At 66.5% G+C, this 23,997-nt stretch carries 13 protein-coding genes; 7 read left to right on the top strand and 6 right to left on the bottom strand.

The features are described from left to right. Positions 1 to 11: 11 nt before the first annotated feature. Positions 12 to 4,835: an ATP-dependent helicase gene (locus tag ACGFNJ_RS21265; protein WP_393450663.1), complete on the bottom strand. Its 4,824-nt coding sequence runs from the start codon at positions 4,833 to 4,835 to the stop codon at positions 12 to 14. A 105-nt stretch (positions 4,836 to 4,940) separates the two neighbouring features. Between ACGFNJ_RS21265 and ACGFNJ_RS21260 the strand changes: the two genes are divergently transcribed. Continuing rightward, positions 4,941 to 5,486 carry a histidine phosphatase family protein gene (locus tag ACGFNJ_RS21260; RefSeq protein WP_393450660.1) on the top strand — a complete coding sequence of 182 codons (546 nt, stop codon included), beginning with the start codon at positions 4,941 to 4,943 and terminating at the stop codon, positions 5,484 to 5,486. On the opposite strand, the gene ACGFNJ_RS21255 is transcribed toward ACGFNJ_RS21260, so the two are convergent. Further along, a complete protein-coding gene (locus ACGFNJ_RS21255) occupies positions 5,476 to 6,102 on the bottom strand; it encodes a TetR/AcrR family transcriptional regulator (protein WP_393450657.1) in 627 nt (208 codons plus the stop codon). The genes ACGFNJ_RS21260 and ACGFNJ_RS21255 overlap by 11 nt on opposite strands. A 68-nt stretch (positions 6,103 to 6,170) precedes the next feature. Between ACGFNJ_RS21255 and ACGFNJ_RS21250 the strand changes: the two genes are divergently transcribed. Next, positions 6,171 to 7,118 carry a patatin-like phospholipase family protein gene (locus tag ACGFNJ_RS21250; protein ID WP_393450654.1) on the top strand — a complete coding sequence of 316 codons (948 nt, stop codon included), beginning with the start codon at positions 6,171 to 6,173 and terminating at the stop codon, positions 7,116 to 7,118. Next, on the top strand, positions 7,115 to 7,951 hold the full coding sequence (locus ACGFNJ_RS21245; RefSeq protein ID WP_393450651.1) for an SDR family oxidoreductase: 837 nt from the start codon (positions 7,115 to 7,117) through the stop codon (positions 7,949 to 7,951). The genes ACGFNJ_RS21250 and ACGFNJ_RS21245 overlap by 4 nt, the downstream gene beginning before the upstream one ends. 71 nt (positions 7,952 to 8,022) lie before the next feature. Here ACGFNJ_RS21245 and ACGFNJ_RS21240 read toward each other — a convergent pair whose 3' ends face one another. Further along, positions 8,023 to 9,177 carry a lipase family protein gene (locus tag ACGFNJ_RS21240; protein WP_393450648.1) on the bottom strand — a complete coding sequence of 385 codons (1,155 nt, stop codon included), beginning with the start codon at positions 9,175 to 9,177 and terminating at the stop codon, positions 8,023 to 8,025. A gap of 761 nt (positions 9,178 to 9,938) precedes the next feature. On the opposite strand from ACGFNJ_RS21240, the gene ACGFNJ_RS21235 reads away from it, so the two are divergent. After that, a complete protein-coding gene (locus ACGFNJ_RS21235) occupies positions 9,939 to 13,412 on the top strand; it encodes an indolepyruvate ferredoxin oxidoreductase family protein (RefSeq protein WP_393450646.1) in 3,474 nt (1,157 codons plus the stop codon). Positions 13,413 to 13,553: 141 nt separating this feature from the next. Here ACGFNJ_RS21235 and ACGFNJ_RS21230 read toward each other — a convergent pair whose 3' ends face one another. Beyond that, on the bottom strand, positions 13,554 to 15,548 hold the full coding sequence (locus tag ACGFNJ_RS21230) for a transglycosylase domain-containing protein (protein WP_393450643.1): 1,995 nt from the start codon (positions 15,546 to 15,548) through the stop codon (positions 13,554 to 13,556). A 777-nt stretch (positions 15,549 to 16,325) separates the two neighbouring features. Here ACGFNJ_RS21230 and ACGFNJ_RS21225 point away from each other — a divergent pair. Next, positions 16,326 to 16,541 (top strand): TetR family transcriptional regulator C-terminal domain-containing protein, encoded by a 216-nt coding sequence (locus ACGFNJ_RS21225; RefSeq protein WP_393450640.1) that lies wholly within the window; start codon positions 16,326 to 16,328, stop codon positions 16,539 to 16,541. Between the two features lie 8 nt (positions 16,542 to 16,549). Here the strand turns inward: ACGFNJ_RS21225 and ACGFNJ_RS21220 are convergent, their stop codons facing one another. After that, entirely contained in the window at positions 16,550 to 16,903 is a 354-nt protein-coding gene (locus tag ACGFNJ_RS21220; RefSeq protein WP_393450637.1) for a winged helix-turn-helix transcriptional regulator, read from the bottom strand. A 99-nt stretch (positions 16,904 to 17,002) separates the two neighbouring features. Here ACGFNJ_RS21220 and ACGFNJ_RS21215 point away from each other — a divergent pair, with 99 nt between their 5' ends. Then, the gene (locus ACGFNJ_RS21215; protein ID WP_393450634.1) at positions 17,003 to 17,866 is read left to right on the top strand and encodes an NAD(P)-dependent oxidoreductase; all 864 of its coding nucleotides are present in this window, start codon (positions 17,003 to 17,005) and stop codon (positions 17,864 to 17,866) included. A 7-nt stretch (positions 17,867 to 17,873) separates the two neighbouring features. Here the strand turns inward: ACGFNJ_RS21215 and ACGFNJ_RS21210 are convergent, their stop codons facing one another. Continuing rightward, the gene (locus ACGFNJ_RS21210; RefSeq protein ID WP_393450631.1) at positions 17,874 to 18,668 is read right to left on the bottom strand and encodes a hypothetical protein; all 795 of its coding nucleotides are present in this window, start codon (positions 18,666 to 18,668) and stop codon (positions 17,874 to 17,876) included. A gap of 921 nt (positions 18,669 to 19,589) precedes the next feature. On the opposite strand from ACGFNJ_RS21210, the gene ACGFNJ_RS21205 reads away from it, so the two are divergent. Next, positions 19,590 to 23,996: an AAA domain-containing protein gene (locus tag ACGFNJ_RS21205; RefSeq protein ID WP_393450628.1), complete on the top strand. Its 4,407-nt coding sequence runs from the start codon at positions 19,590 to 19,592 to the stop codon at positions 23,994 to 23,996. The last annotated feature ends 1 nt before the right edge of the window (position 23,997 follow it).

Here is a 23,997-nt window from a genome sequence, read left to right as displayed (position 1 = left end):
CAGCACCCCGCTCACGGGCGGCCCCGAAGGCGCAGGCCGCGCGGGGTGGCGGAGAAACCTGCTTCGGTGAGGAAGCCTGCGAAGGTGTTGCCGTGCACGGTTTCTCCGTCGACCTTGTCGATGACGAGGGAGTCGACTCTGCGGGTGTGCACCAGGTCGGCCAGCGCCTTGGCGGCGGACTGGCGGGCGTTCGGGTCCTCGGTGAAGGTGAGCAGGGTTTTGCCACCGCGTTCGAGATAGAGCACCAGTTCGCCGTCCACGAGCACGACCAAGGCTCCGGCCTTGCGGCCCGGCCGGTGCCCGCCGTCGGCGTCGCCCTTCGGCCAGGTCAGTGCCGCGCCGTACGGGTTCGCCGGATCACACGCGGCCAGCGCGAGCGCGCTACCGGTCTGCTGCCCTGTCACGCCGGGGCGCGCGCGTTCGGTGTCGAAGGAGCGCAGCCGGTCGACCACGTCGGTGGTGGAGAACTGGGCGCCGCCCAACGAATCGATGAAATATCCACGGCGACAACGCCCGCGATCCTCGAACTCGGTCAGCACCCGGTACATCAGCGCGAACCCACCGGTTACCCCCTCGTTCTGCACCGATCCTCGCGTCAGTACCCCGTATCGCTCCAGCAGCATGTCCGCCGTCGCGTGCGCGCGAACGGTGTTGTCCGACACCCGCTCCGGCAGCAGCGACCAGCGCCCGGCCACCATCGGCGGCCCGGACCGCGTCGGCATGCTCGGCCGCGGCAGATAGGCCCGTCCGCGCGGTGCCCGGCGTGGCGTCCGGTGCGCCGTCGTGGTCCGCGTAGTCCCTGACAGCAGTGCCCGAACCGGCGCGAACGTGTCGCCGGAAACCATGCCCGCCCACACCAACTCCCACAGCGCGTCCGCAACCCCGCTGTCGTCGAGCAACCCGGTGGCGTCGGACAGCTGCCGGAAGAAGTACGCCCCACCGCCGTGCAGCACGGGCGCGAGTCGTGGCGCTGTCGAACTGGGTGCGGCGTCTGCCGCCGATCGCCGAGTGTTGTTCGACCCCACTACGTTTGAGCGTTTCTTGCCGCCGGGGCCGGTGCCATTCGAGGCTGCCGAATCCTGCCATGTCGAGCCGGGCGGTGTCGGTGCCGAAGCGGCAGCATCGCCCGGGCTAGGCGGGTCGAGTGGTATCGGCGTCAGCGGAGAGTCGAGTCCTGGTGGGTCGAGCGATACCGGATCCCTCGACCCCACGGGATCCGGTGCGGGCGTCCACGGGGTGAGGGTGGCGCCGAGCGCGGTGAGCAGGCGGAGTTGCACCTCGGAGAGCTCGATGTCGTCCGGCGGGGCCAAGGTGAAGGCGGCTTGATCGGCCAGGTGCAAGGCGACCCAGCCGTCCTTTGCGGTGATGGCGCCGTGGCCGGACCAGATCACCTCGCCGGTGGCCATCAGCTCGTCGAGCATGGCGGGGGAGTAGTCGCGGACCCGGGCGGGCAGGATCAGCGATTCCCAGGCCGAGGCCGGGATCGGCACGCCTGCCAACTGTTCCACGACGGTCGCGACGCCGTCCACCCCGCGGAGCTCGCCGGTGCCTATGTGCTGCCAGGACGGGAGGAAACGCCCGAAGGTGGCGGTCGACACCGGTTCGACCTCGTGCCTGGCGGCCGCCAGCGAGCGGCGGCGTAGGCGGCGAAGCACTTGCGCGTCGCACCATTCGGAGCCCGCCGCACCCGGCGTGAATTCGCCTTCTACGATCCGTTTTTCGGTGATCAGCCGGTGCAGGGCGGTGGCGACGACGGCGGTGCCGAGGCCGAAGCGGGCGGCGACCGCCTCGGTGCTGAACGGTCCGTGCGTGCGGGCATAGCGGCCGACGAGATCGCCGAGCGGGTCGGCGACGGGCTCGATGAATGCCGCAGGCGTCCCGATCGGCAGCGGCACGCCGAGCGCGTCGCGCAGCCGGGATGCGTCCTCGACCGCCACCATCCAGGTGCGGCCTGCGAAGGACACCTCCAGCGCGCGGCGCGAGGTCACCAACTCGGCGAACCAGTCCGTGGGATCGGCGACGCAGCGTGCCTCGGCTTCGGCCGCGGTCAGCGGTCCGAGTAGGCGCAACAAATCGGCCAGCCCTTCGGCATCGCGCGCATGGCGTTCCGGGGTGAGCCGCTGCAGTTCTCGCTCGATCTGGTCGATGACCGCGGCGTCGAGCAGTTCGCGCAGTTCCACCCGGCCGAGCAGCTCGGCGAGCAGCCCCGAGTCGAGCGACAGTGCGGCGGCACGGCGTTCGGCGAGCGGGCTGTCCCCGTCGTACATGAACTGCCCGATGTAGTCGAACAGTAGGGCGTTCGCGAATGGCGACGGCGTCGCCGTCTCCACCTCGACCAACCGCAGTTGGCGCCGCGCAACCCGCCCGAGCAGCTCTCGCAGCGACGGCAAATCGTAGACATCGCGCAAGCATTCGCGCACCGTCTCCAGCAGGATCGGGAAGTCGGGGAACTTGCGTGCCACATCGAGCAGCTGAGCCGAGCGCTGCCGCTGCTGCCACAGTGGGGCGCGTTTGCCGGGATCGCGCCGGGGCAGCAGCAGCGCCCTTGCCGCGCACTCCCGGAAGCGGGACGCGAAAAGCGCTGAGCCGCCGACCTGTTCGGTGACGATGTCGTCGATCTCGTCGGGTTCGAAGACGAACAGCTCGGCGCCGGGCGGATCGTCGGTGGTGTCCGGCAGCCGCACCACGATGCCGTCGTCGGAGGCGTTCGGCGCGACGTCGACGCCGAACCGCTCGCGCAGCCTGGCGCCGATGGCCAGTGCCCACGGTGCGTGCACCGGCAGCCCGTAGGGGGAGTGCAGCACCAGCCGCCAGTCGCCGAGCTCATCCCGGAAACGCTCCACGACGAGCGTCTTGTCGGTGGGCAGGTGACCGGTGGCGGTCCGCTGCTCGTCGAGCAGGGTGCCGAGGTTTCCGGTCGCGAAGGCGTCGAGTCCCGCTGCCGCGGTGAGCTTTTCGAGGTTCTCCTGGTGCTGGCCTGCCTTCCGCACGAATTCGCCGAGCGCCCCGCCGAGTTCGGCGGGCCGCCCGAGGCCGTCGCCGTGCCAGAACGGCAGCCGTCCCGGCTGGCCGAACGCGGGCGTCACCAGCACCCGGTCGAAGGTGATCTCCTCGATCCGCCAGCTGGTCGCGCCCAATGCGAACACGTCGCCGACCCGCGATTCGTAGACCATCTCTTCATCGAGTTCGCCGACCCGCGAAGCCTTTTCGCCGACCATGTACACCGCGAAGAGACCACGATCCGGTATCGCACCGCCCGAGGTCACGGCGAGTCGCTGCGCGCCGGGCCGCCCGGTGAGCGTGCCTGCGTCGCGATCCCACACCAGCCGCGGCCGCAGCTCGGCGAACTCGTCGGACGGGTACCGTCCGGACAGCAGATCGAGCACCGACTCGTACGCCGACCGCGGCAGCGTCGCGTAACTTCCTGTCCCGCGGACGATGTCGAACCAAGCGTCGACGTCGATCGGTTCGAGCGCACACGCGGCGACGGTCTGCTGGGCCAGGATGTCGAGCGGATGCGCCGGGATCTGGATGGCCTCGATCTGTCCGGCGGTCATCCGCTGCGCGGCCACCGCGCAATGGATCACATCGGTGCGATGTTTCGGGAACAGCACGCCGCGCGAGATCTCGCCGACCTGATGGCCGGCCCTGCCGATCCGCTGCAGTCCGCTCGCCACCGAGGGCGGCGCCTCCACCTGCACCACCAGATCGACCGCGCCCATGTCGATGCCGAGCTCGAGGCTGCTGGTGGCGACCACGCAGCGCAGCCTGCCGCTCTTCAGGTCGTCTTCGATGAGCGCGCGCTGCTCCTTGCTCACCGATCCGTGGTGCGCACGAGCCAGCAGCGGGCCGGCACCGTGGATCACCTCGGTCGAGGCGCCGAGCTGAGCGGGCGGCTTGTGCTCGGTGTCGACGGGCTCCCCGAGCCGCTCGGCATAGGTCTCGTTGAGCCGGGCCGTGAGCCGCTCGGCGAGCCTGCGCGAATTCGCGAACACGATCGATGACCGATGCTCGAGCACCAGATCCACGATCGCTTCGTCCACGTGCGGCCAGATCGAGCCGGGCTGATCGGATTCGCCGGGTTCGGTCATGTCCGCCACCGGCACTCGCACGGAGAGGTCGAAGGTCTTCGGCGCGGGCGGCGACACGATGGTGATCGGCGCGTTGCCGACCAGGAACCGCCCGACCTCGTCCGGCGGCCGCACGGTCGCCGACAACCCGATGCGTTGCGCAGGACGCCCGTGCGCACCCGTCTCCTGGCCACCACCGGTGGTCAATTGATCGAGCCGGGCCAGCGACAATGCCAGATGCGACCCACGTTTGGAACCCGCGATCGCGTGCACCTCGTCCACGATCACCGTGCGCACCTCGCGCAGCGTCTCCCTGGCCGCCGATGTGAGCATCAGGAACAGCGACTCCGGCGTGGTGATCAAGATGTCCGGCGGCGTCCGCTGCATCGTCCGGCGCTCGCCCGCCGTGGTATCACCGGACCGCACTCCGACGGTGATCGCGGGCGGATCCAACCCGAGCCGCTTCGCGGTCTGCGTCACCCCGACCAACGGCGCCCGCAGATTGCGCTCCACATCCACCGCAAGCGCCTTGAGCGGTGACACATACAGGACCGAGGTCCCGACCTTCTCGGTCGACTTCTCCCGAGTAGCCAACTGATCGATGGCCCACAGGAACGCCGACAACGTCTTCCCCGACCCGGTCGGCGCGATCACCAACGTGTGCTCACCCGCCGCAATCGCCGCCCACGCCCCCAACTGCGCGCTCGTCGGCGCAGGAAACGCACCGTCGAACCACTCCTGCGTAGCAGGCGAGAACTGAGCCATGCCCTTCAGTCTGCACCCACCCACCGACAACCTGGGACCGCCGCAAAACCCACTGATTTCGTGAGCAGCGGAACAGCCTTATGCGCATAGTCGTACGCTTCGAGCGTGCAAAAGGTGCTCAGACTCGACCTGGTCAGCCATGGCATGACCGAGGCGATGCGGAAGGCACGTTTTCCAGTCGACGAATCGTTGACCGAAGCAGGCCGCCGTGCCATCTCTGGTAGTGCGCCGCTTGCCGCCCATCGCGTACTGACCGGACCGGAACGCCGCACGGTGGAGACCGCGGCGCTGTTAGGCCTGCCCGGCGAAGAGGACACGCGACTACGGGATCTCGATGCGGGTGCGTGGCGCGGCGGCGCGTTGATGTCGGTGCCGCAGGACGAGCTGTACGCCTGGCTCACCGACCCGATGTTCCGCGGCCACGGCGGGGAGTCGGTGGTGGACGTGATCGAGCGGACCAGGTACTGGATGGCCGAGATCGCCTCGGAGGGCAAGTCGACCATCGCGGTCACCCATCCCGCCGTCATCCGCGCGGCGCTGCTGGTGACGCTGGACGCGCCGCCGAAATCGTTCTGGCGGATCGACATTCCGCCTGGCAGCGTGACCCGGCTGCATTACCGCGGCGAGTGGACCTTGCACTTCACGGCGTGACACCGCTTTTCGTGGCGAGCGGTCCGGTGCCGAGGGTGATGAGCAGCCGCACGGCGTCGGTGATCAACCGGGCCGGGATCGACGGGTCGATGGCGCGCTGCATGCCGAGGCCGATGCCCATGCTGAGGATGCCCGTCGCGGCGTCCTCGGCGGGCACTGGCAGGTCGACGCCGAGCGTGTCGGCCAGCGTCTGCACCTGGGCGGCGACCGCGCCGCGCACCACCGCGAGGCTGGAGACGAGCGCGGCCTGCAAGACGGGATCGTCCCTGGACACGGTGGCGAACTCGAATTCCAGCATCGTCCAGCCGACATCGCCGACGGTGCGTTCGGCCCACTCCTGGAACCGCTCGAGCTGCGCGTCGAAGCTGTCGTCGGCCGCGAGCAGGTCGGTCACCTCTTGGAACTTGGTCGCGTGGATGAGCTCGAGCACTTCGAGGCCGAGTTCCTTCTTGGTGCGGAAGTTCGAGTAGACGGCGCCCTTCGAGTACCCGGCCTCCTCGGCGACCCGCTCGAGGCTGGTGCTCGCGTAGCCGTCGGCCAGGAAGAGGTCGCGTGCCGTGGCGATCAGGTCAGCGCGGGTGCGGGCCTGGCTTTCGGAGCGGGTCAGACGTGCCATGCCGCGATTCTACGTACCGTCGGATTTCGGATACCAAGGGTATTTGAATTCTGCTAGTGTTTGGAACCATGAGTAACAACAACGGGTCGCAGCGGCGCGGCCTGGCCATCGGGTGCGGCGGCACGCTGGGCGCGGCGTGGATCGTCGCGGCGCTGGTCGCGGTCCGCGACGCACTCGGCTGGGATCCGCGCGAGGCTGATGTGCTCATCGGGACCTCGGCGGGCGCGGAGCTGGTGACCATGCTCGGCAGCGGAATCTCGGTGGACGAGCTGGCCGCCATGCAGGACGGCACCTCCACCGACCCGATCCTGTTGGCGCACATGCGGTCCGGGCCAGGTCGATTCCCGCCGGTGCCGCGCCCGCGACTAGGTTCGGTCCGGCTGCCGTTGCGGCGCACCGATTCCGGCCAGGGCCTGCTCACCGCGGGCAGCGGGCTGTTGCCGGTCGGCGGCGGCGACGCGCGCTGGTTGCAGCAGCTCGCCGAACGGCTGAACCCAGGCCGATCCTGGGTGCCGCACCCGGCGACCTGGTTGGTGAGCATGGATTATGCGACGGGAGAACGGGTTCCGTTCGGCTCGTCCGATGCACCTGCCGCACCGCTCGGCGATGCGCTGCGCGCGTCATGGGCGGTGCCCGGCTGGTTTCCGCCGGTCTCGATCGCTGGCCGCCGCTTCATCGACGGTGGTGCAGGCTCGACCGCGTCGGTGGATCTGCTGATCCCCGCGAAATTGGACGAGCTCGTCGTCCTCACCCCGATGGCATCGGCCGGGAAGATCCCCGCGACCGGCCCGGGGCACTTTCTCGAACGCCAGATGCGAAACCGCATGAGCGCCAAGCTCGATGCCGAGATCGCCCAGCTACGCGCGACCGGAACCACGGTGCTGCACGTGGCCGCCACCGCCGACGACCTCGCGGTGATGGGCCCCAACTTCATGGACGGCCGTCGCCGTCTCGACACCTATCAGCACAGTCTGCGCAGCACCCGCCGTGCGCTCGAACAAGGAACCTTCGCATGAGAATTCTCGGTCATGGTTACCCCGACGTCGCGCTCAGCGGCGCCCGTGTTCTGATCACCGGAGCAGGCCGCGGCATCGGCCGCGCCACCGCGGAGTTGTTCGCGGCCAAGGGATCCGAGGTGGTGATCGCCGATGTCGACGTCGAGGCCGCGCAGGAAGCCGCAGGCGCGATCGGAGGCAAGGCCTACGAGCTCGATGTGCGCTCGCGTGGGCAGTGGGACAAGGTGATCGCCGATCTCGGCCACGTCGACGTCCTCGTCAACAATGCGGGCGTCATGCCCGCCGGTCCTTTCCTCGACGAGCCGGACGTGGTCGGCCAGGCCACGATGGACATCAACGTCTGGGGTCTCATCCACGGCATGCGCGCCGTCGCGCCTGGCATGGTCGAGCGCGGCCGCGGTCACATCGTCAATGTGGCCTCGCTGGCGGGCAAGATCCCGCTGCCTGGTCTCGCCGTCTACAACGCGAGCAAGTTCGCCGCCGTAGGCCTTTCCGCCGCAACCCGTTTGGAGTTCGCACCGCAGGGCGTCAGCGTCAGCTGTGTCATGCCGTCGGCCGTGCGCACCCGGCTGTCGTCCGGCATGGCGCTCGGCCACGGCATGCCGACCGTCGATCCGGAAGACGTCGCGGCCGCCATCCTGCGCACGGTTGCCACCCGTAAGGGAGAGGTCGCGGTGCCGAACTATCTCGGCCCGATCGACATTGCCTTGGCGGCCGCGCCGGAGCGCGCGGTGCGCCTGGTACGCCGCCTCGTCGACGGCGACCGTGCCCTGCATCCCGCCGACGAGAAGGTCAGGGCTGAATACGAGGAGCAGGTCCGCTCGATCAGCTGAGCCCGTTCGCAGACGAAAAGCGGCCCCGGAGAACATCTCCGGGGCCGTTTCGTGCCGGTGGTATGCCAGGGTCAGCAGGTGGTGGGGGCTGGGTCGCCCCGGAAGCGGGCCTCGACGTAGTTCCATGCGTCGGCGAAGCCCGCCACGGCCGTAGTCATGTGTTCGGCAATTTCGTAGGGGCGGAACTCGAGTCGGGCGCCCGCGCGACAGTAGCGGTCGGCGACCTCGGCGACCGGCGGGAAGAAGGTGAGTTCGTCGAAACGACCCTGCCACATCAAGACCGGGACGGACGGGATGCCGTCGAAGTGGCGCAAGCTGTTCTGGCGCAGGACTTCGCGGGCGACAGGGCTGTCCATCAGGCTCTTCGATGCGGCCATCTGCTCCGCGTTGCGGAAGGCTCCGTGGAACAGCAGGAACCTGCGGCAGGCGTCATGGGTGAATTCGCGGAACCACAGCCCGTTTTCGTTCAGCTGATCCGAAATCGGCAGCTTCTCCGGGTACTCGCGCTCCAGTCCCATCGCGGCGGCGAACGCCAACCCGAAACCGGGGTGCGGTGCGAAGCCGAGCGAAAGCGCCATCTCCTCGAGATCGGCGGGGATGCCGCCGGAGACCGCGGTGGTGAGCTTCAGATCGGGCGCGTAGGTGGGCTGCAACGCGGCCGCCCAGGCGGTGGCCATGCCGCCGCCGGAGTAACCCGCCAGGGCGACCGGCGAATTGGTGAGGCCGAGTTCGGCCACCTTCTGCACCGCCCTGACACTGTCCAGCGTCATCATGCCGCTGAGCCTGGCCGCACCGTAGGCCGAGGTCGGGCCGAGGTAGTCGGGCAGGGACACCGCCCAGCCGCGACCGATCGGCAGCATCGCGCCGACCGCGTCCTGCAGCTCGCCGTTGAACAGCGACCGCGACGGGTTGCACTGGGTACCAAGTGAATTGATGAGGGCCTGGTAGGAGACGAGCGGCGGGTTCTTGACGCCGATGGGCAGCAGAACCGTGGTCACCCCCATCACCGGCTTGCTCATCGAGTTGGTGGACCGGAACGCGACCTGCCAGCCCTCGGTGCCGACATACGGGCCGGTGTCGATCTTGCGAGCGCGCACCACATCGCCGGGTTTCAGTGCGGCCAGTTCGGCGGGCGGGGTGTAGAAAACATCCGGATCCGGGGTCGGATACAGCGGTTGAGCATTCACGGGCAGGCCAACCAGCCCGATCGAGACGATGCTCAACATCAGGATCGCAATCCTGAACGGAACTCTTCGCACGGCTTTCCTTCGACTTTCGGCCACCATCGACTCACCGACCCCGACAGACTTCTCGGCGATTCGGGCGGACCACCACTGCATGGAAGATGCGCGGTAAACGTCGTCGTTTGCCGCGCAGGCGGATAGCTGGAACCCACGGCCGCACCCGAGGAGCGGACCGGCACACCACCTTTCGGGTCAACCTGTGGACCGCCGCACCTCGGCGAAACCATCCGTACGCAAACGTAGCGCCGTGTCCGCCACCGTATATCACCGGGTGGGCATTATTTGATAATTCACAGCGCTTTTCCTGTGCAGTTGCACGAGATCACTACCAGCGCCTTCGGTGCCGATAGCCGACGGTTTGCGAAAGCTATTGGCTATTACCGCAGTACGTCATCATGTAAGGGGTGTTCGATCGCTTCGGTGGTGTCCCTCGGTGCCGTGTCGCAGGCTTAGTCGGTGCGCGGGCGGTAAGTGCGCCCTCTGCTCGAGTGTCCAGGGGCTGTCGTTCGGGTACCGGTCGGTCGGGTCTTCGGCGTCGGGTGGGATCCGGCGCTCGGTGGTGGAGGTCACAGCGCACCTCGCACCGTGCATAGTGTGTGCCCATTCACAAGGTGCTAAATTGAGCAGTCTGCTCAAATTTCTGCGCCACTATTGTTCAATTCGCGCTTTAAGGGCAGGGTATGCGGCATCAAGTGCTCAACTAGGACGCCGCCCGATCGGCGCCGTCCGGACGGGTGGACTGCATGACCGAGCTCGCCGATCACGACCTGATCCCGGCTCCGTACGACCTCGCCGACCGCTACCGGGTCGGCGCGGGCACCGTTGTTCTGACCGGGGTCCAAGCGATCGCACGTCAGCTTGTGGAACAGCACGTGCGTGACCTGCGTGCCGGGCGGCGCGTCGGCACCTTCGTCTCGGGATATCAGGGCAGTCCGCTCGGCGGCGTGGACAAGATGCTGGGCGGGATGCCCGGCGTGCTTGCCGAGCACGACATTTCGTTCGTGCCAGGGTTGAACGAAGAACTTGCCGCGACCTCGGTGTGGGGTAGTCAGGCCGACCTGCCCGCAGGCACCGCGACCCACGACGGCGTTGTCGGTGTCTGGTACGGCAAGGGGCCGGGCCTCGACCGTGCGACGGATGCGTTGCGGCACGCGAACATGTACGGCGCGAATGCCAATGGCGGGGTGCTGCTGCTGGTCGGCGACGACCCGGCCTCGAAGTCCTCGACGGTGCCCGCGGTGAGCGAGCGTTCGCTGGCCGCGATGAACATTCCGGTCCTGTTCCCGCGCAACGCCCGCGAGATCATCACCATGGGCTTGCACGGTGTTGCGCTGTCACGTGCCTCGGGCTGCCTGGTCGCGCTCAAGATCGTGGCCGACGTGGCCGACGGCGCCTGGTCGGTCGACGGCACGGTCGGCGACATCGACATCGTCGTCCCCGAAATCTCCTGGGAGGGCAGGCCGTTCCGCTACCTCCAGCGACCGATGGCGGCGCCGACCGACAGCGTGATCGCCGAGGCCGACCTGTACGGCGGCCGCTGGGAAACGGTCAAGGCCTACAGCACGCTCAACGAACTCGACGTCATCGAGGTGAACCCGGCCCGCGCCACGATCGGCATCGCCGCCACCGGAACGACATTCGACGCCGTCCGGCAGGCGCTCATCGACCTCGGCGTCGACGACGACGCCCTCGTGCGCGCCGGCGTTCGGCTGCTGCGCATCGGGATGCCGTTTCCCATTGCGCCCGAACGCGTTCAGCAGTTCGCGAAGGGGCTGACCCGGCTCGTGGTCGTCGAGGACAAGACCGCGTTCATCGAGACCCAGATCCGCGAGATCCTCTACGGCACCGCCGATGCCCCCGAGATCATCGGCAAGCGCGATGCCGCGGGCCGCCCGCTGTTCAGCCAGGACGGCGAACTCACCACCGGGCGGATCGCCAAGCCGCTGGCCCGCGCGCTCGACGGCTTCCTCGACATGAAACGGCCACTGCCGCAGCCGCTGTCGCTCGCCGTGCTGCCCGCCAAGCGCGCCGCCTACTTCTGCAGCGGCTGCCCGCACAACCGCTCCACCGCGGTGCCGGAGGGCTCGATCGCAGGCGGCGGCATCGGCTGCCACACGATGGTGACCATGTCGGGCCGGGAAGACAGCAAGGTCACCGGCCTGACCCAGATGGGCGGTGAGGGTGCTCAGTGGATCGGCCAGGCGCCGTTCACCGACGTGCCGCACCTGTTCCAGAACATCGGCGACGGCACGTTCTTCCACTCCGGCCAGCTCGCCGTGCAGGCCTGCATTGCCGCAGGCGTCAACATCACCTACAAGCTGCTGTACAACGACGTCGTCGCGATGACGGGCGCCCAGGACGCCGAGGGTGCGCTCGCCGTGCCGATGCTGACGCACAAGCTCAGCACCGAGGGCGTCGCGCAGATCATCATCTGCGCCGACGAGCCGAAGAAGTACCGCAAGCGTGATCTCGCCGCGGGCACCAGGCTGTGGCATCGGGACCGGCTCGACGAGGCGCAACGCGTGCTGCGCGAGATCCCCGGCGTGACCGTGCTGATCTACGACCAGCACTGCGCGGCCGACGCGCGCCGCCAGCGCAAGCGCGGCACGCTGCCGGTCCGGCGCACCAGGGTCGTCATCAACGAGGCGGTCTGCGAGGGCTGCGGCGACTGCGGCGTCAAGAGCAACTGCCTGTCCGTGCAGCCGGTGGACACCGAATTCGGCCGCAAGACCCGGATCGATCAGACCTCGTGCAACACCGACTACAGCTGCCTCGACGGTGACTGCCCGTCCTTCGTCACGGTGGAGCTGCCCGATCCGGGGAAGGCCAAGAAGCGCAAGGCGATGCAGCGTCCGGAGCCGCCGGTGCTGCCCGACGTCAGGCAGGCCGCGCCGACCACGACGCAGAACGTCTTCCTCGCCGGCATCGGCGGCACCGGCATCGTGACGGTGAACCAGGTGCTTGCGACCGCCGCGCTGCGGGCAGGCTACGACGTGGCGAGCCTGGACCAGATCGGCCTGAGCCAGAAGGCCGGACCGGTCGTCTCGCACCTGCGTTTCGTCTCCGGCGAGCTGGAGCCCGCGAACCGGCTGACGCCGGGTTCGGCCGACTGCATCGTTGCGTTCGATCTGCTCACCGCCACCGACAACAAGAACCTGGCGTACGGCTCGACGGAATCGACCATGACGGTCGCGTCCACCAGCAAGACCCCGACCGGGGACATGGTGTACGACAAGGCCGTTCAGTACCCGGAGACGCCAGCGCTGCTCGGCAGGCTCGCGCAGGCGTCGCGGGAGGTGCGCTCGTTCGACGCGCTCACCGCCGCCGAGGTGCTGTTCGGCAACACTGCGGCCGCCAACTTCCTGCTGGTCGGCGCGGCCTACCAGCTCGGCGGTCTTCGCCTGCCCGCTGCGGCGATCGAGGAGGCCATCGAGATCAACGGTGTTGCGGTGAAAGCCAATATCGAGGCGTTCCGCTGGGGCCGGATCGCGATCGAGCGGCCGGACGAGTTCGCCGCGGTGGCCACCCGGCAGCAGCCCGAGCGCGCTGAGATCGTCGTTCCCGCCGACCTTTTCGACGGTTTGACCGCGACAGGGGAGACCAAGCGACTGGTCGAACTGCGTGCCGCCGAGCTGATCGGCTTCCAGGGTGTGCGCATTGCTCGCGACTATGTGCAAGCCGTGCAACATGTTTGGGACGGACAGCGCAAGATCACCGATCGCACCGAGTTCAGCGAGGAGGTGGCCCGTGGCCTGTACAAGTTCACCGCATACAAGGACGAGTACGAAGTGGCCCGCCAGCTGACCAACCCTGCCTTCCTGGACGAGGTGGCCGGCCAGCTGCCCGAGGGGGCGAACCTCACCTACAAGCTGCACCCGCCGATCCTGCGCGCGATGGGCCGCAAGAAGAAGATCGGCATCGGTCCGCGTGGCCACTTCAGCCTGAAGGTGCTGGCGAAGGGTAAGCGGCTGCGCGGCACCAAGTTCGATCCCTTCGGCTATGCCCACGTCCGCCGGGTCGAGCGCGCGCTGCTCGCCCACTACACCGCGATGGTGACCACCCTCGCGGACACGCTCGACGAGGCGGGCTACGACCGGGCGGTCCAGGCTGCCGCGCTCGCCGACACGGTGCGCGGCTACGAGGACATCAAGCTGGCCAACGTGGAGCAGTACCGAAACAGCCTGCGCGAGCTCGGCATCGAGCCGCCGCAGGTGTAGTGCCACCAGCGCGGCACGGGCAGTGGACCGCGCGCCTGGTCGAGCGTAAAGGCCACGCTCCCGGGCACATGGGAAGTGGCCCGGAACCATTGGTTCCGGGCCACTTTCGTGTGTGCGGACCAGCGCGAGACGCCGGCCGGGCTACCGACCCGAATCCTGCGGCGGTTGCTCCGCACAAGGATTCAAGAACGAGGGAGGCAGCATGGGGAAGGGTTGTCCACAGCCTTGTGGTGCGGTCGGCGGGGCGGACGGGGTCGAGGAGGGCGCGACGGTGGAGGTCGGCACGCCGCCGGGCTGACCGCCGATCGAGGCGGGTTTGGGGAATTCCTCCTTCGGGGTGCCCTGTAGTGCCGCGTCCATCGTGTCCTTCCAGATGTCGGACGGCAGCCCGGATCCCCACATGACGTTGCCGGCCGACGTCTTGAGCGGGGTGCCGTCGGGCGTGCCCACCCAGACGGCGGTCGACAGCGACGGGGTGAAGCCGACCATCCAGACGTCCTTGTTCTGACCGGTGTCACCGAGCTGAGTGGTCCCGGTCTTGGCGGCGGACTTGCGGTCACCGGCCAATCCATGATTCCGCGACGACGCGGCGATCGGTTCCATCGCCGCGACCACGTTGTCCGCCACCGCCTTCGAGATGCGCTGCTCGCCGGCCACCGAGCCGTTGTCCAGCAGCACCCGACCCTCGGCCGTGACGACCTTCTGCACCAGGTGCGGCTTGCGGTAGACACCCGAGGCCGCGAATGTCGCGTAGGCCGAAGCCATATCGCGCACACGGAGCGAGTACTGGCCGAGGACGATTCCGTTGTTGGGCGGCGAGCCGTCCGGCTCCACCAGCGTCTTGCCGAGACCGGGAATGGTGTCCGGGATACCCGCCTTGTAGGCCATCGCGGCGATCTTGTTCGCGCCGCTGGATCCCATATCCATCTCCATTCGATAGAAGCTGGTGTTCAACGAGAGCTTGAGCGCCTCGGCGATCGTGCAGGTGCCGCAGCCATGGCCCTCAGCGTTGGTGATCTTGCCCTTGACGCCTGGCACGGTCAGGTCGGAGCTGTCGTACTCCTTCGAGAGCGGAATGCCGAGCTCCAGGTTCACCGCGAGACCGAACACCTTGAACGTCGAGCCGGTCTGCAACGGGTTGCCTGCGAAGTCCCAGCCCCGACCGTTGTCGCCACCGTAATACGCCTTCACCGCACCGGTTTTCGGGTCGACCGACACCACCGCGCTGCGGGTTTCCGGCCGCTCGCCCTGCATATTCTTCTGGACCGCATCGATCGCGGCCTGCTGTGTCTTGTGGTCGATGGTGGTGGTGATCTGCAGGCCCTGAGCATTGAGCTGCTTCTCGGTGATGCCCGCGTCGGCCAACTCCGCGAGCACCTGCCTCTTGATCAGGCCGTTGGGGCCTTGATCGGCGTTGTCGTCACCGGTCTGTGCCGCCGAAACCACCTGGGGGAACTGCATCTTCGCCCGGTCGGCCTTGGGCAGGGCGCCGGTGTCGACCATCGCGTCGAGTACGTCGTTCCAGCGCCCCTCCGCGCCCTTCCGATTCTTTTCCGGATCCAGGTTCGACGGTTCCCGGGGGAGTGCGGCCAGCATCGCGCCCTCGGCCGGCGTCAGATCCTGCACCTTCTTGTCGTAGTAGGCCCTGGCCGCCGCGTTGATGCCGGTGGCGCCGCGACCGAAGTAGATGATGTTCAGGTAGGCGGTGAGGATGTCGTCCTTGCTCCACTGTCGGGCCATCTTCGCCGCGACCACCAGCTCGCGCCACTTGCGGTCGAGACTGTGCTCGTTGTCGGCATTCGCGTTCTTGACGTACTGCTGGGTGATTGTCGAGCCACCACCCGCGTCGTCGCGGTCGAGCAGGTTGTCGCGGAGCGCACGGGCGAAACCGGACAGCGAGAACCCGGGGTTGGTGTAGAAGGTTCGGTCCTCGATCGCGATCACCGCGTTACGCACATGCGCTGGGATCTGATCGATGGAGACGTCGGTGCGTTCGCCCTGCGGCGGGGCCACCTTGTTCAGCACGGTCTTGCCGTCGGACTCCAGGATGGTCGCCACCAGGTTGGTCTTCAGCGCACTCGGCTGGGGCACCGAGGCCGTGGTGTAGGCGACCGCGAAGATCGCGCTCGGCACCATGATGGCCAGCGCCAGCAGGAGGTAGGAGACGCGACGGACAATGCGCCATCGTGATTTCTTTGTGGCCGTCGGTCGGCGACGCCGCTGGGCCCTGCGCGGAGGGTCGCGGTCGAGCGGCGGCCGAGTTGCCGTACTGGGAAGCTGATTTCGTGGTGCGGGCGGCCCACCGACGTCTCCGGCCACCCGCTGCCGGGGCCGCTGTGTCGGTGGCGCTCCCGGTCCGGGGCGCTGCTGCGCAGGCGGGACGGGGCGATGCGGCGGCTGGCCGCCGGGACCGCGTGACGGCCGCGGATCCGCGGCCTGCGGTGCGGGACCGCGACGTTGCGGGGCACGGGGGCTCGACGGCGGTAGCCCACCCGGCGGCACCGGACCGGGGCCATGCCGCGGCGGTGGCATCGGGCGCGTTCCCTGCTGTGGTCCGGACGGACGCGGCGGGGGATAGCCGCCCGGTCCCGGTTGCCTGCCCCGAGGGGGGCGACCGCCGTGCGAGCCATCGTCGTAGGGCGAGGTCACAGCCTGGATTCTCCATAACTCGAAACGGATTGCCGCGCAGGGGCGCTCACATCCAGTGAAAGGCGTTGTGGTTCACCGGGATGTTACGCAACCACCGCGACGGGACGCGTGTCGAGATCTTGACGCAGGGCAGCCATGGTCCCACCAGGCCAGCGCTGTGGTCGTCGAGACTGCGGGAAGTGCCTAAGACCGCCGCGGCAGCACGGTGTAGCTGAACGAGACGACGAAGTCGATGGCCAGGACCACTGTCCATGGCGCGAGGGCGTGCCACAGCGGCGCCGTCCGGTCGAGCTCGCCGACCAGCAGCGTGAACAGTCCGAGCACCTACTGGCCCAACCGGTTTCGGACCTCGACCTGCTCGCCGCCCGGCTGCACGCCCTCGTGGACGGCCTCAGCCTGCACGGCCTGGCAGGCCACCGGACCGCGCCCGAGATGATCGCCCAGCTGGACGCATTCCTGGACGAGATCCTCGCCGACTGAACCGATCGCTAGCCTCGGCCGTTGGGCGCAGGGCTCTCGCTCATGAGATGGGTACGGCCCCACGCTTCCAGCGGCAGCAGCGCCTCGTTGAGCTGCACGCCCAGTGGGGTCAGCGAGTATTCGACGCGCGGCGGCACCTCGTCGTACACCTCCCGGTGCACGATCCCGTCGGCCTCCAGTTCGCGCAGGTGCGCGGTGAGCACCTTCTCCGTGACGCCGCCGACCTGGCGGCGCAGTTCGCCGAAGCGGTGCGGGCGTTCGCTCAGCGGCCACAGGATGAGCATCTTCCACTTGCCGTTGAGCACCGACAGTGTCGCGTCGAGGCCGCACGTGTACTCGCCCGGTCTGCGTGTGATCGGCACGACTACCCCTTCCACCTGCCAGTTCGCTTACCCGGAAGTGCGTACCCACTTCCATGTACGTACTTGAGGGATCCGGGCGTCCCACCAACACTAACCGTTATGTCCGTTTACTCGAACAAAGCGCTCACTGTCCTCGGCCTCGGTGATATGGGTTCGGCGCTGACCCGTTCCTGGCTCGCCGCAGGCTATGCCGTCACGGTCTGGAACCGCAGTCCGCGACGGGCGCCCACGGGGGCGACGGTCGCTGCCACGGCCGCAACGGCGGTCGCCACGAACACGCTTGTTGTCGTCTGCCTGCTCGACGACGCCGCGGTGCGGGCGACCCTCGACGGCATCGACCTCACCGGTCGCGACATCGTCAACCTGACCACGAGCACGCTCGCCGAGGCCCGCGCGCTGTCCGAATGGATCACCGCGCGCGGCGGACGTTTCCTGGACGGCGGGATCATGGCGGTCCCGTCGATGATCGGCGTCGCAGACTCGGGCGCGTATGTGTTCTACAGCGGCGCAACGGAATTGCACGAAGCCAACGCCGAGGCGTTGGCCGTGCCCGCCGGGGTCAACTATGTCGGCGCCGACCCGGGATTCGCCGCTTTGTACGACATCGCGCTGCTCAGCGCGATGTGGGGCATGTTCGCCGGAGCCGCACACGCTTTCGCCTTGATCGGCAAGGAGGACATCTCGCCGATGGCGTTCGCGCCGCTCATGGTCGCCTATCAGCAGGCGATGGCTGGCTACGCGTACGGTACTGCGGCGCAGTTGGCCCGCGGTGATTACACCGAGGGTGTCGAGTCGAACTTGGCGATGATGGTCACGACCAACGGCACGCTGTTGCGTACCGCCGCGGAACAGGGTGTCAGCGCCGAACTCCTCACGCCCTTCATGGCATTGATGGAACGCCGAGTCGCCGAAGGCGGCGGAAAGGAATCGACGACCGGCGTTGTCGATTTGCTGCGGCGCTAGCGGCAGTTCACTGCTTGACGGCCAGTACCGCCAGCTGACGGGTATCCGGGTGCAGCGCGTGCGAGTGGAGATCGAGGTCGTGGCGGAACCGGATCACTTCCTTGTCCAGCACCAGCAGTCCTGCGGCAGCAAGCCAATCGGTCGCCGCAGCCTCCTCGGTCCACGAGATGTTGTGTCCCGGTATGGGATCGGACACTTCGATGGGCAGTGAGAAGATGAAGTGGGTGCCCGCTGCCACGCTGTCCACATATCGACGCAGGGTCTCGGTCGGCTGTGCCGCGTGTTCTATCGAATCCTGGAAGAGATAGACCTGGTAGCCCGCGGGCAGCTCATCACGGTTCATGTCGTGCTCGATGAGCTTGACCGAACTACTCCAATCGGGGCGCCAGTGCTCGAGCGTGACCGCAGCGAACTCCAAACTGGCATACTCGAATTCGCAGAGGGCGAGCTCCGCCTGCGCGGCGCCGAGCAGATGTCTGACATACCGTTGCGGCGTGCCGAATCCGATGTCGCACACAGCTATTGGATCCAAACGTGCGAGGTACCCCAGCACGACATCCTGTCGGCGATCATGCCAGTTTCCAGCCACGTAGTTGTGCAGATGCATCGCCATGCGCAGTGTCGTCGACGAGTACGACTCGTTCGAATAGTCCATGATGGCAAGGTCGTAGAACAGCCACGCGTCGATGATCTCCTGCCGGGTCACCGAAAGCCGATGCTGAAGATGCGTTATTTCCGAACGTAATTCGGGCTCCTCGAGCAACGACTCGACAAGCTTCGTTACGTGCTCTCTGTATTCCATGCTGTTCTCGTTCGATCGGAGTTCTCGCGGTGCGCGCCGAGAGCCCTCGATCGTGCGGTGATCAGCTCTGGTCGCCGCAGGTCACGCTGGCAAAGCCGATCATGACGTGTCAACTATTAGGTATTCCCATTTGTGAAAAAGTATTGTTCCGGCACGGATAGGTAGTCGTCGGGCGCGGATAGGTAGTAATCGGGCACGGCAGCCGCCGAATGCCCGGCTGGTCCGCCTGGAATTGCTGCGCGCTCGCCTGGATAGGCAAGAGGCCGGATTCCACTGGAATCCGGCCTCTGCCTTGTCATTTCATCTGTAGCGGGGACAGGATTTGAACCTGCGACCTCTGGGTTATGGCAGATCCCTCTACGATTGCCTTCGGACATGTTCGGATACCTACCTCTACCAGTACGTATGCAGGTCGCGGGAGATGCGTCGAAATATGGTGGTATTCGGCTGTATTCGAGCAAAAGGGTCCAGTAAGGGTCGAGCAGGAAAGTTGTGATCACGTTCAGGGACTGGAGGATTCGCGCGCGGGCGATAAATGTGGTATCGCCGGTCGCCGCAGCGGCATGCGCACGGGCAGTTCGCCTCCCGGCGGCCAGCCGGGGGCGATCTCCCAGGAGTGGCCCAACGATGACCATACGGCGTCATGGTCGTTAGATGCGGATGCGAGGCAGGAAGCGAACAGGCTCGGCGTCATCTTTCCGACCCGTCCCCCGAAGCCGGTTTGATCGGCTAGCGGGAGCTATCCGAAGATCACTGCCGCTTTCGTCGTGACGGGTCGCCGCCAGCTTGCCGACTGCTCCGGGCCGAGCATTCCACGCTGCGCTCACCTGTCAAGGTCGTATCCGCGCGCTTCGAGTCCTTGACCGCACGTCGGCCCGCAGCGGATACTGCAAGGCTGCCTATTCGCGAGGGGGTTCTACCGTGGATGACACCGACGACCGACGCTTGCCCGACGCCCATGCAGTGCGCCGGGACGTGATTAAGCTTGCGGAGTACGCGCGCGAAGCCGCGATGTCCAGCCGGAGTGAAGTATTGGATGTCGAGGGCTACCTCGCGTGCTGGTGGCTCAGCGAGCTACCAGGAGGACTAGAGCTTCGAGCAACCCCCGCAGCCGACGGGTCGGTTCTCAAAGTGCCGTATCGCAAGCCTCCGCCCTGCCCCACGGTGCCGGAACCACTCCGCAACTGCCTCAGTGAAGGTACGTGGACCGATCCACAAGTCTCCAACCCCGAGATTTCTGAGCAGCTCAAGCCAGCGGTAGACAGCGAAAACGTCCGGGCAACAACGCTTCAAAGCGCGCTTCGGTTACGGCAAGGCTGGATTGATCGACTTGCTGCCGACCGCCCCTATCGAACATTCTACGAAGATCTTCGCGAGGCTGCGCACAAACTCGACACCCGCGACGACGAGTTCGAACTGGTTCTGTGCTCAGGGCTTTTCGCAGGTACTGACCCAAAGGCAGGGACCATCCGCCGACACTTGCTGGTCAAACGCTGTTGGGTGCGGGTGGACAAGAAGTCGTCGACGGTGCTGGTCGGGCCTGATCAGGACGTACCAATGCAGCTCGAAGACCGGCGGTTCCTGATGGGAGTGCTTGGTGAACGACTCAAGCACGCCTTCGAACTCCGCAACGAAGTCGCGGAATCGGATGTGCTCCCACACAATCCCGAGGAACCAGCGAAGTGGCTCTCTGATTGGAGCCATCGGATGCTGCCGGACAGTCCGGCCTACAGCACCGCGCTGGCACCACCACAATCTCGGGAGGATAAGACTTCCGCGGTGAGTGCCTCGCCAGCGTTGATCCTGCGTCTACGCGACCGCTCCACTGTCGCCGCGTTCTACGAACAAATCCTCGAACATCTCCGTTCGGGACAGGCCGCCGTCCCGCTGGGCCTGTATCAGCTACTCCATACACCTGATGAGGGTCAGCAGCGCGCATGGCAGGCTGCGATCGGGACGGTCTCGGACAGCCTGCTCAGTGATGACCCGTTGTTCCACAAAGAAACAAACACCGAGCAACGCGAAGTTCTTGACCGTGTGCGGCGGTTCAACGGCGCGGTCGTACAGGGACCGCCCGGCACCGGCAAAACCCATACCATCGCGAACCTGCTCGGAGCGATGCTCGCTGATGGACTTCGAGTGCTGGTGGTCAGCCAACGCGAGCAGCCGTTGCGGGTACTGCGCGACAAACTGCCCGAGGATATGCGATCTCTGTGTGTGTCGATGGCGAGCAAACGCGGTAGCGACAACGGCCTCGAAACGAGCGTCCGAGATATGTCGGCGCGACTGTCCCGAACCACCAGCGAGGCCGTCGCTGCAGAGGTGAAAAGGCTTGGCGCACAGCGCCATGCCGTACAAGCTAAGGTCCAAGCGCTGACCGATGACCTCGCCGACCTCCTGCGGGTCGAACATACCGAGCATCCGCCGGTGGCAGAGGGATACGGCGGTCTACTGGCCGATATCGCAGAAACCGTCGCAGACCACGCTGAGCGGTTCGCGTGGTTTCCGCCGCTGCCCCCGACAGCACCCCCTCAATGCCCAATGCCCCCATCGGACCTGCACGAGTTGGTGGTGTCAGGTCGCGCCGGTCTGAACAACCCCGCCCGTGCTGCACAGTACGTACCGGATGCGGAATCGACGCCAGCACCGTCGGCTGTTGCCGAAGCAATCCGTACGATGGCGCTGCCACCGCAGGATGGAGAGATCGGCCAACTCACCGATCGGCTGGCTGGTCTGCCCGCCGATACCGTTCTTACCTGGCGAGATACCGCACAGCGCGTGCTCGAACTGGCTGAACATCTGTATCAGGTTGCTTCGCAACGCATTTCATCGGTCGAAGCCGGAACCAATGCAGTACTCGCGGGTTTCGCCGTAGAAGCGTGGAACGATGTCCTCGGCAATATCGGGGTGGCGACCGATCTCGACCGACGTCTGCGAGCGCCCGCGGTGCGTGATGTGGGGTGCACGGTCCAGCTCCCTGAGCAGTGGGCAACTGTTCGCAGCCGGGCAAACGGGCTCCTCCAAGAAGCCCAGCATCTAAAAGCTGGACTACAGAGGGGCGAGCTTCTGCGCAACAAGGTCCTCAAGACCGCGACCGCGTTCGGCAAGGCGACCGCCGCTGTGCGGCAGGCTTTCACGTATCAGGGCGTCGAACCCACAACACCCGAGGCTGCGAGCGCAGTAGCCGAGTACCTAACGGTTCTGGTTGAAATGTCAGCCCTGGATCGCGTATGGCAATACGTTACCGGCCCTTGGCAGTGGGATTCCGACGACTTTGGGCGCCTTGCTCAGCGACGAGAGATCGAACCTCAGTTGGTTGTCCTGAAAGAGCTTGCAGAAAAGGCTGCCGTTATACGTAGCGGCCTTTCATCAACCGGTGTTTTGGCGATCTTGTCAGATATGGGCACCTGGCAAGCGCTCGCTGATGCCGCTGGTGCAGCCCTCGAACGACATCAAGGCGAGGCTGCTCGAAGGATTTACGCCGAATGGTCGTCGCAATGGAAAACCATTGCCGACCAACCGGATTCGGCACCAGAGTGCAAAGCGATCGCTGAGGCTTTGGCCGCCCAAGACCCAGACGACTACCGCCTCGCATGTGACGGTCTGGCCTCGGTGCGGCGGTCGATAGCCGATCACCGTCGCTATCGAGACTTGCTGGAGATCCTCAGAGCCGCTCATCCACAGTTGGCAAACGAGATCGATCGAACCTGTTGCGACACTGCTTGGGACGGGCGGATTGGAAACGTCGGCGAGGCGTGGTTGTGGGCAGTGGCCGATCGGTTCTTGCGGAGTTCCCACCGTCCCGATTTGGTCGGGAGGCGGGAGGCAGACCTGATCGCAGCCAAAGCCTTGCTCCGGAAGGTCACCGCGGATTTGGCGACCGAACTGGCGTGGGACCACTGTCTGAAAAAGATGACGCCAAGCCAACACCGAGCACTCAAGCACTTCGAGGTGCTGGCACAGAAACAGGGACCTGGGCGCGGTAACTACACCGCGGACTATCGCCGAGCCGCGAAGGGCGCGATGCGGGCGGCGCGGGAGGCGGTGCCCGCTTGGGTGATGCCCATTCCTAAAGTCGCCGAACTGATTTTGGCGAAGCCGAACTCCTTCGACGTAGTGATCGTGGACGAGGCCAGCCAAGCGGCGATGACGTCTATCTTCCTGCTCTGGCTCGCGCCACGGATCGTCGTCGTCGGCGATGACAGGCAGTGCGCTCCACAGTCGAGCATCCAGAACCTTGAAAAGATGCAACAGCGGCTGCACAGCGACTTCCCCCATATCGACGAGTACAAGCGCATACAGCTCCTACCCAACGGCAACCTGTACAACATCCTCGGGTGTGCTTTCCCCAACGCCGTCACCCTGCGCGAGCACTTCCGGTGCATGCCCGAGATCATCGACTGGCCGTCTCAGGAGTTCTACGGTGGCCGGCTGGTGCCGCTTCGGCAGTACGGTGCGAACCGGCTAGAACCTGTCGTGATCGATCGCGTCGCAAACGGGTCGGCCCAAGGGGCGAACGAGAAGATGGTCAACCAGCTCGAAGCAGAGCATATTGTCGCGACACTCGTTGCCTGCTTCGCGGATCCTGCCTACGTAGGCAAGACGTTTGGAGTAATCGCGCTGCGCAGCCGCGCCCAGCGCCAACTGATCCAGCATCTGCTAATCCAACGACTCTCTCCGGAGGAGATAGATCGCCGCGAACTCACTGTCGGTTCGGCGGCCGAGTTCCAAGGCGACGAACGCGACGTCATGATCGTCTCTACTGTCGTCTCCGGCGGGACCAGGCAGATGCGCAAGGAGACCCGCTATCTCCGCGATCTCAACGTCGCGGTCAGCCGCGCTCGGGACCAGCTCCGCATCACTACCTCATTGGTCGACGATGATCTCGGCCCAGATGACATTCGACGCAAGATGTTTTCCCACTACCAGAACACTCGGAATCTGGCCCCGCGGCCGAGCGCGGTCGAGTATCCGTCTGACGCTCTGCGCCCGCCCTTCACTTCCCTGTTCCCGCAACGCGTTTACCGTGCCCTACTCGAACGCGGTTACCACGCCAGCCCGCATGTCACGGTGGGCCAGCGCGAGCTCGACATCGTCGTCTACGGCGACAGCGGCGCCGTCGCGGTGGTGTGCGATCGCCACACCGGTGCCAGCCTTGAGGACACTGAGCGAGACGCTGAATCACTGCGCGAGCTACACCGCGCCGGATGGCCTTTTCACCGGATCTCCCACAGCCAGTTCCTTCTCGACCAAGAATCTGCGTTGGCACCGCTGTGGCAGATGCTTGCTCAGCACGACGTCCGCCCGATCGAGACCTTGGAGGTTTGAT

Source organism: Nocardia sp. NPDC049149, from assembly GCF_043197455.1.
Classification (GTDB): Bacteria; Actinomycetota; Actinomycetes; order Mycobacteriales; family Mycobacteriaceae; genus Nocardia.
Note: the sequence above shows the minus strand (reverse complement) of the source record. Positions and strands in the feature narration are given on the sequence as shown.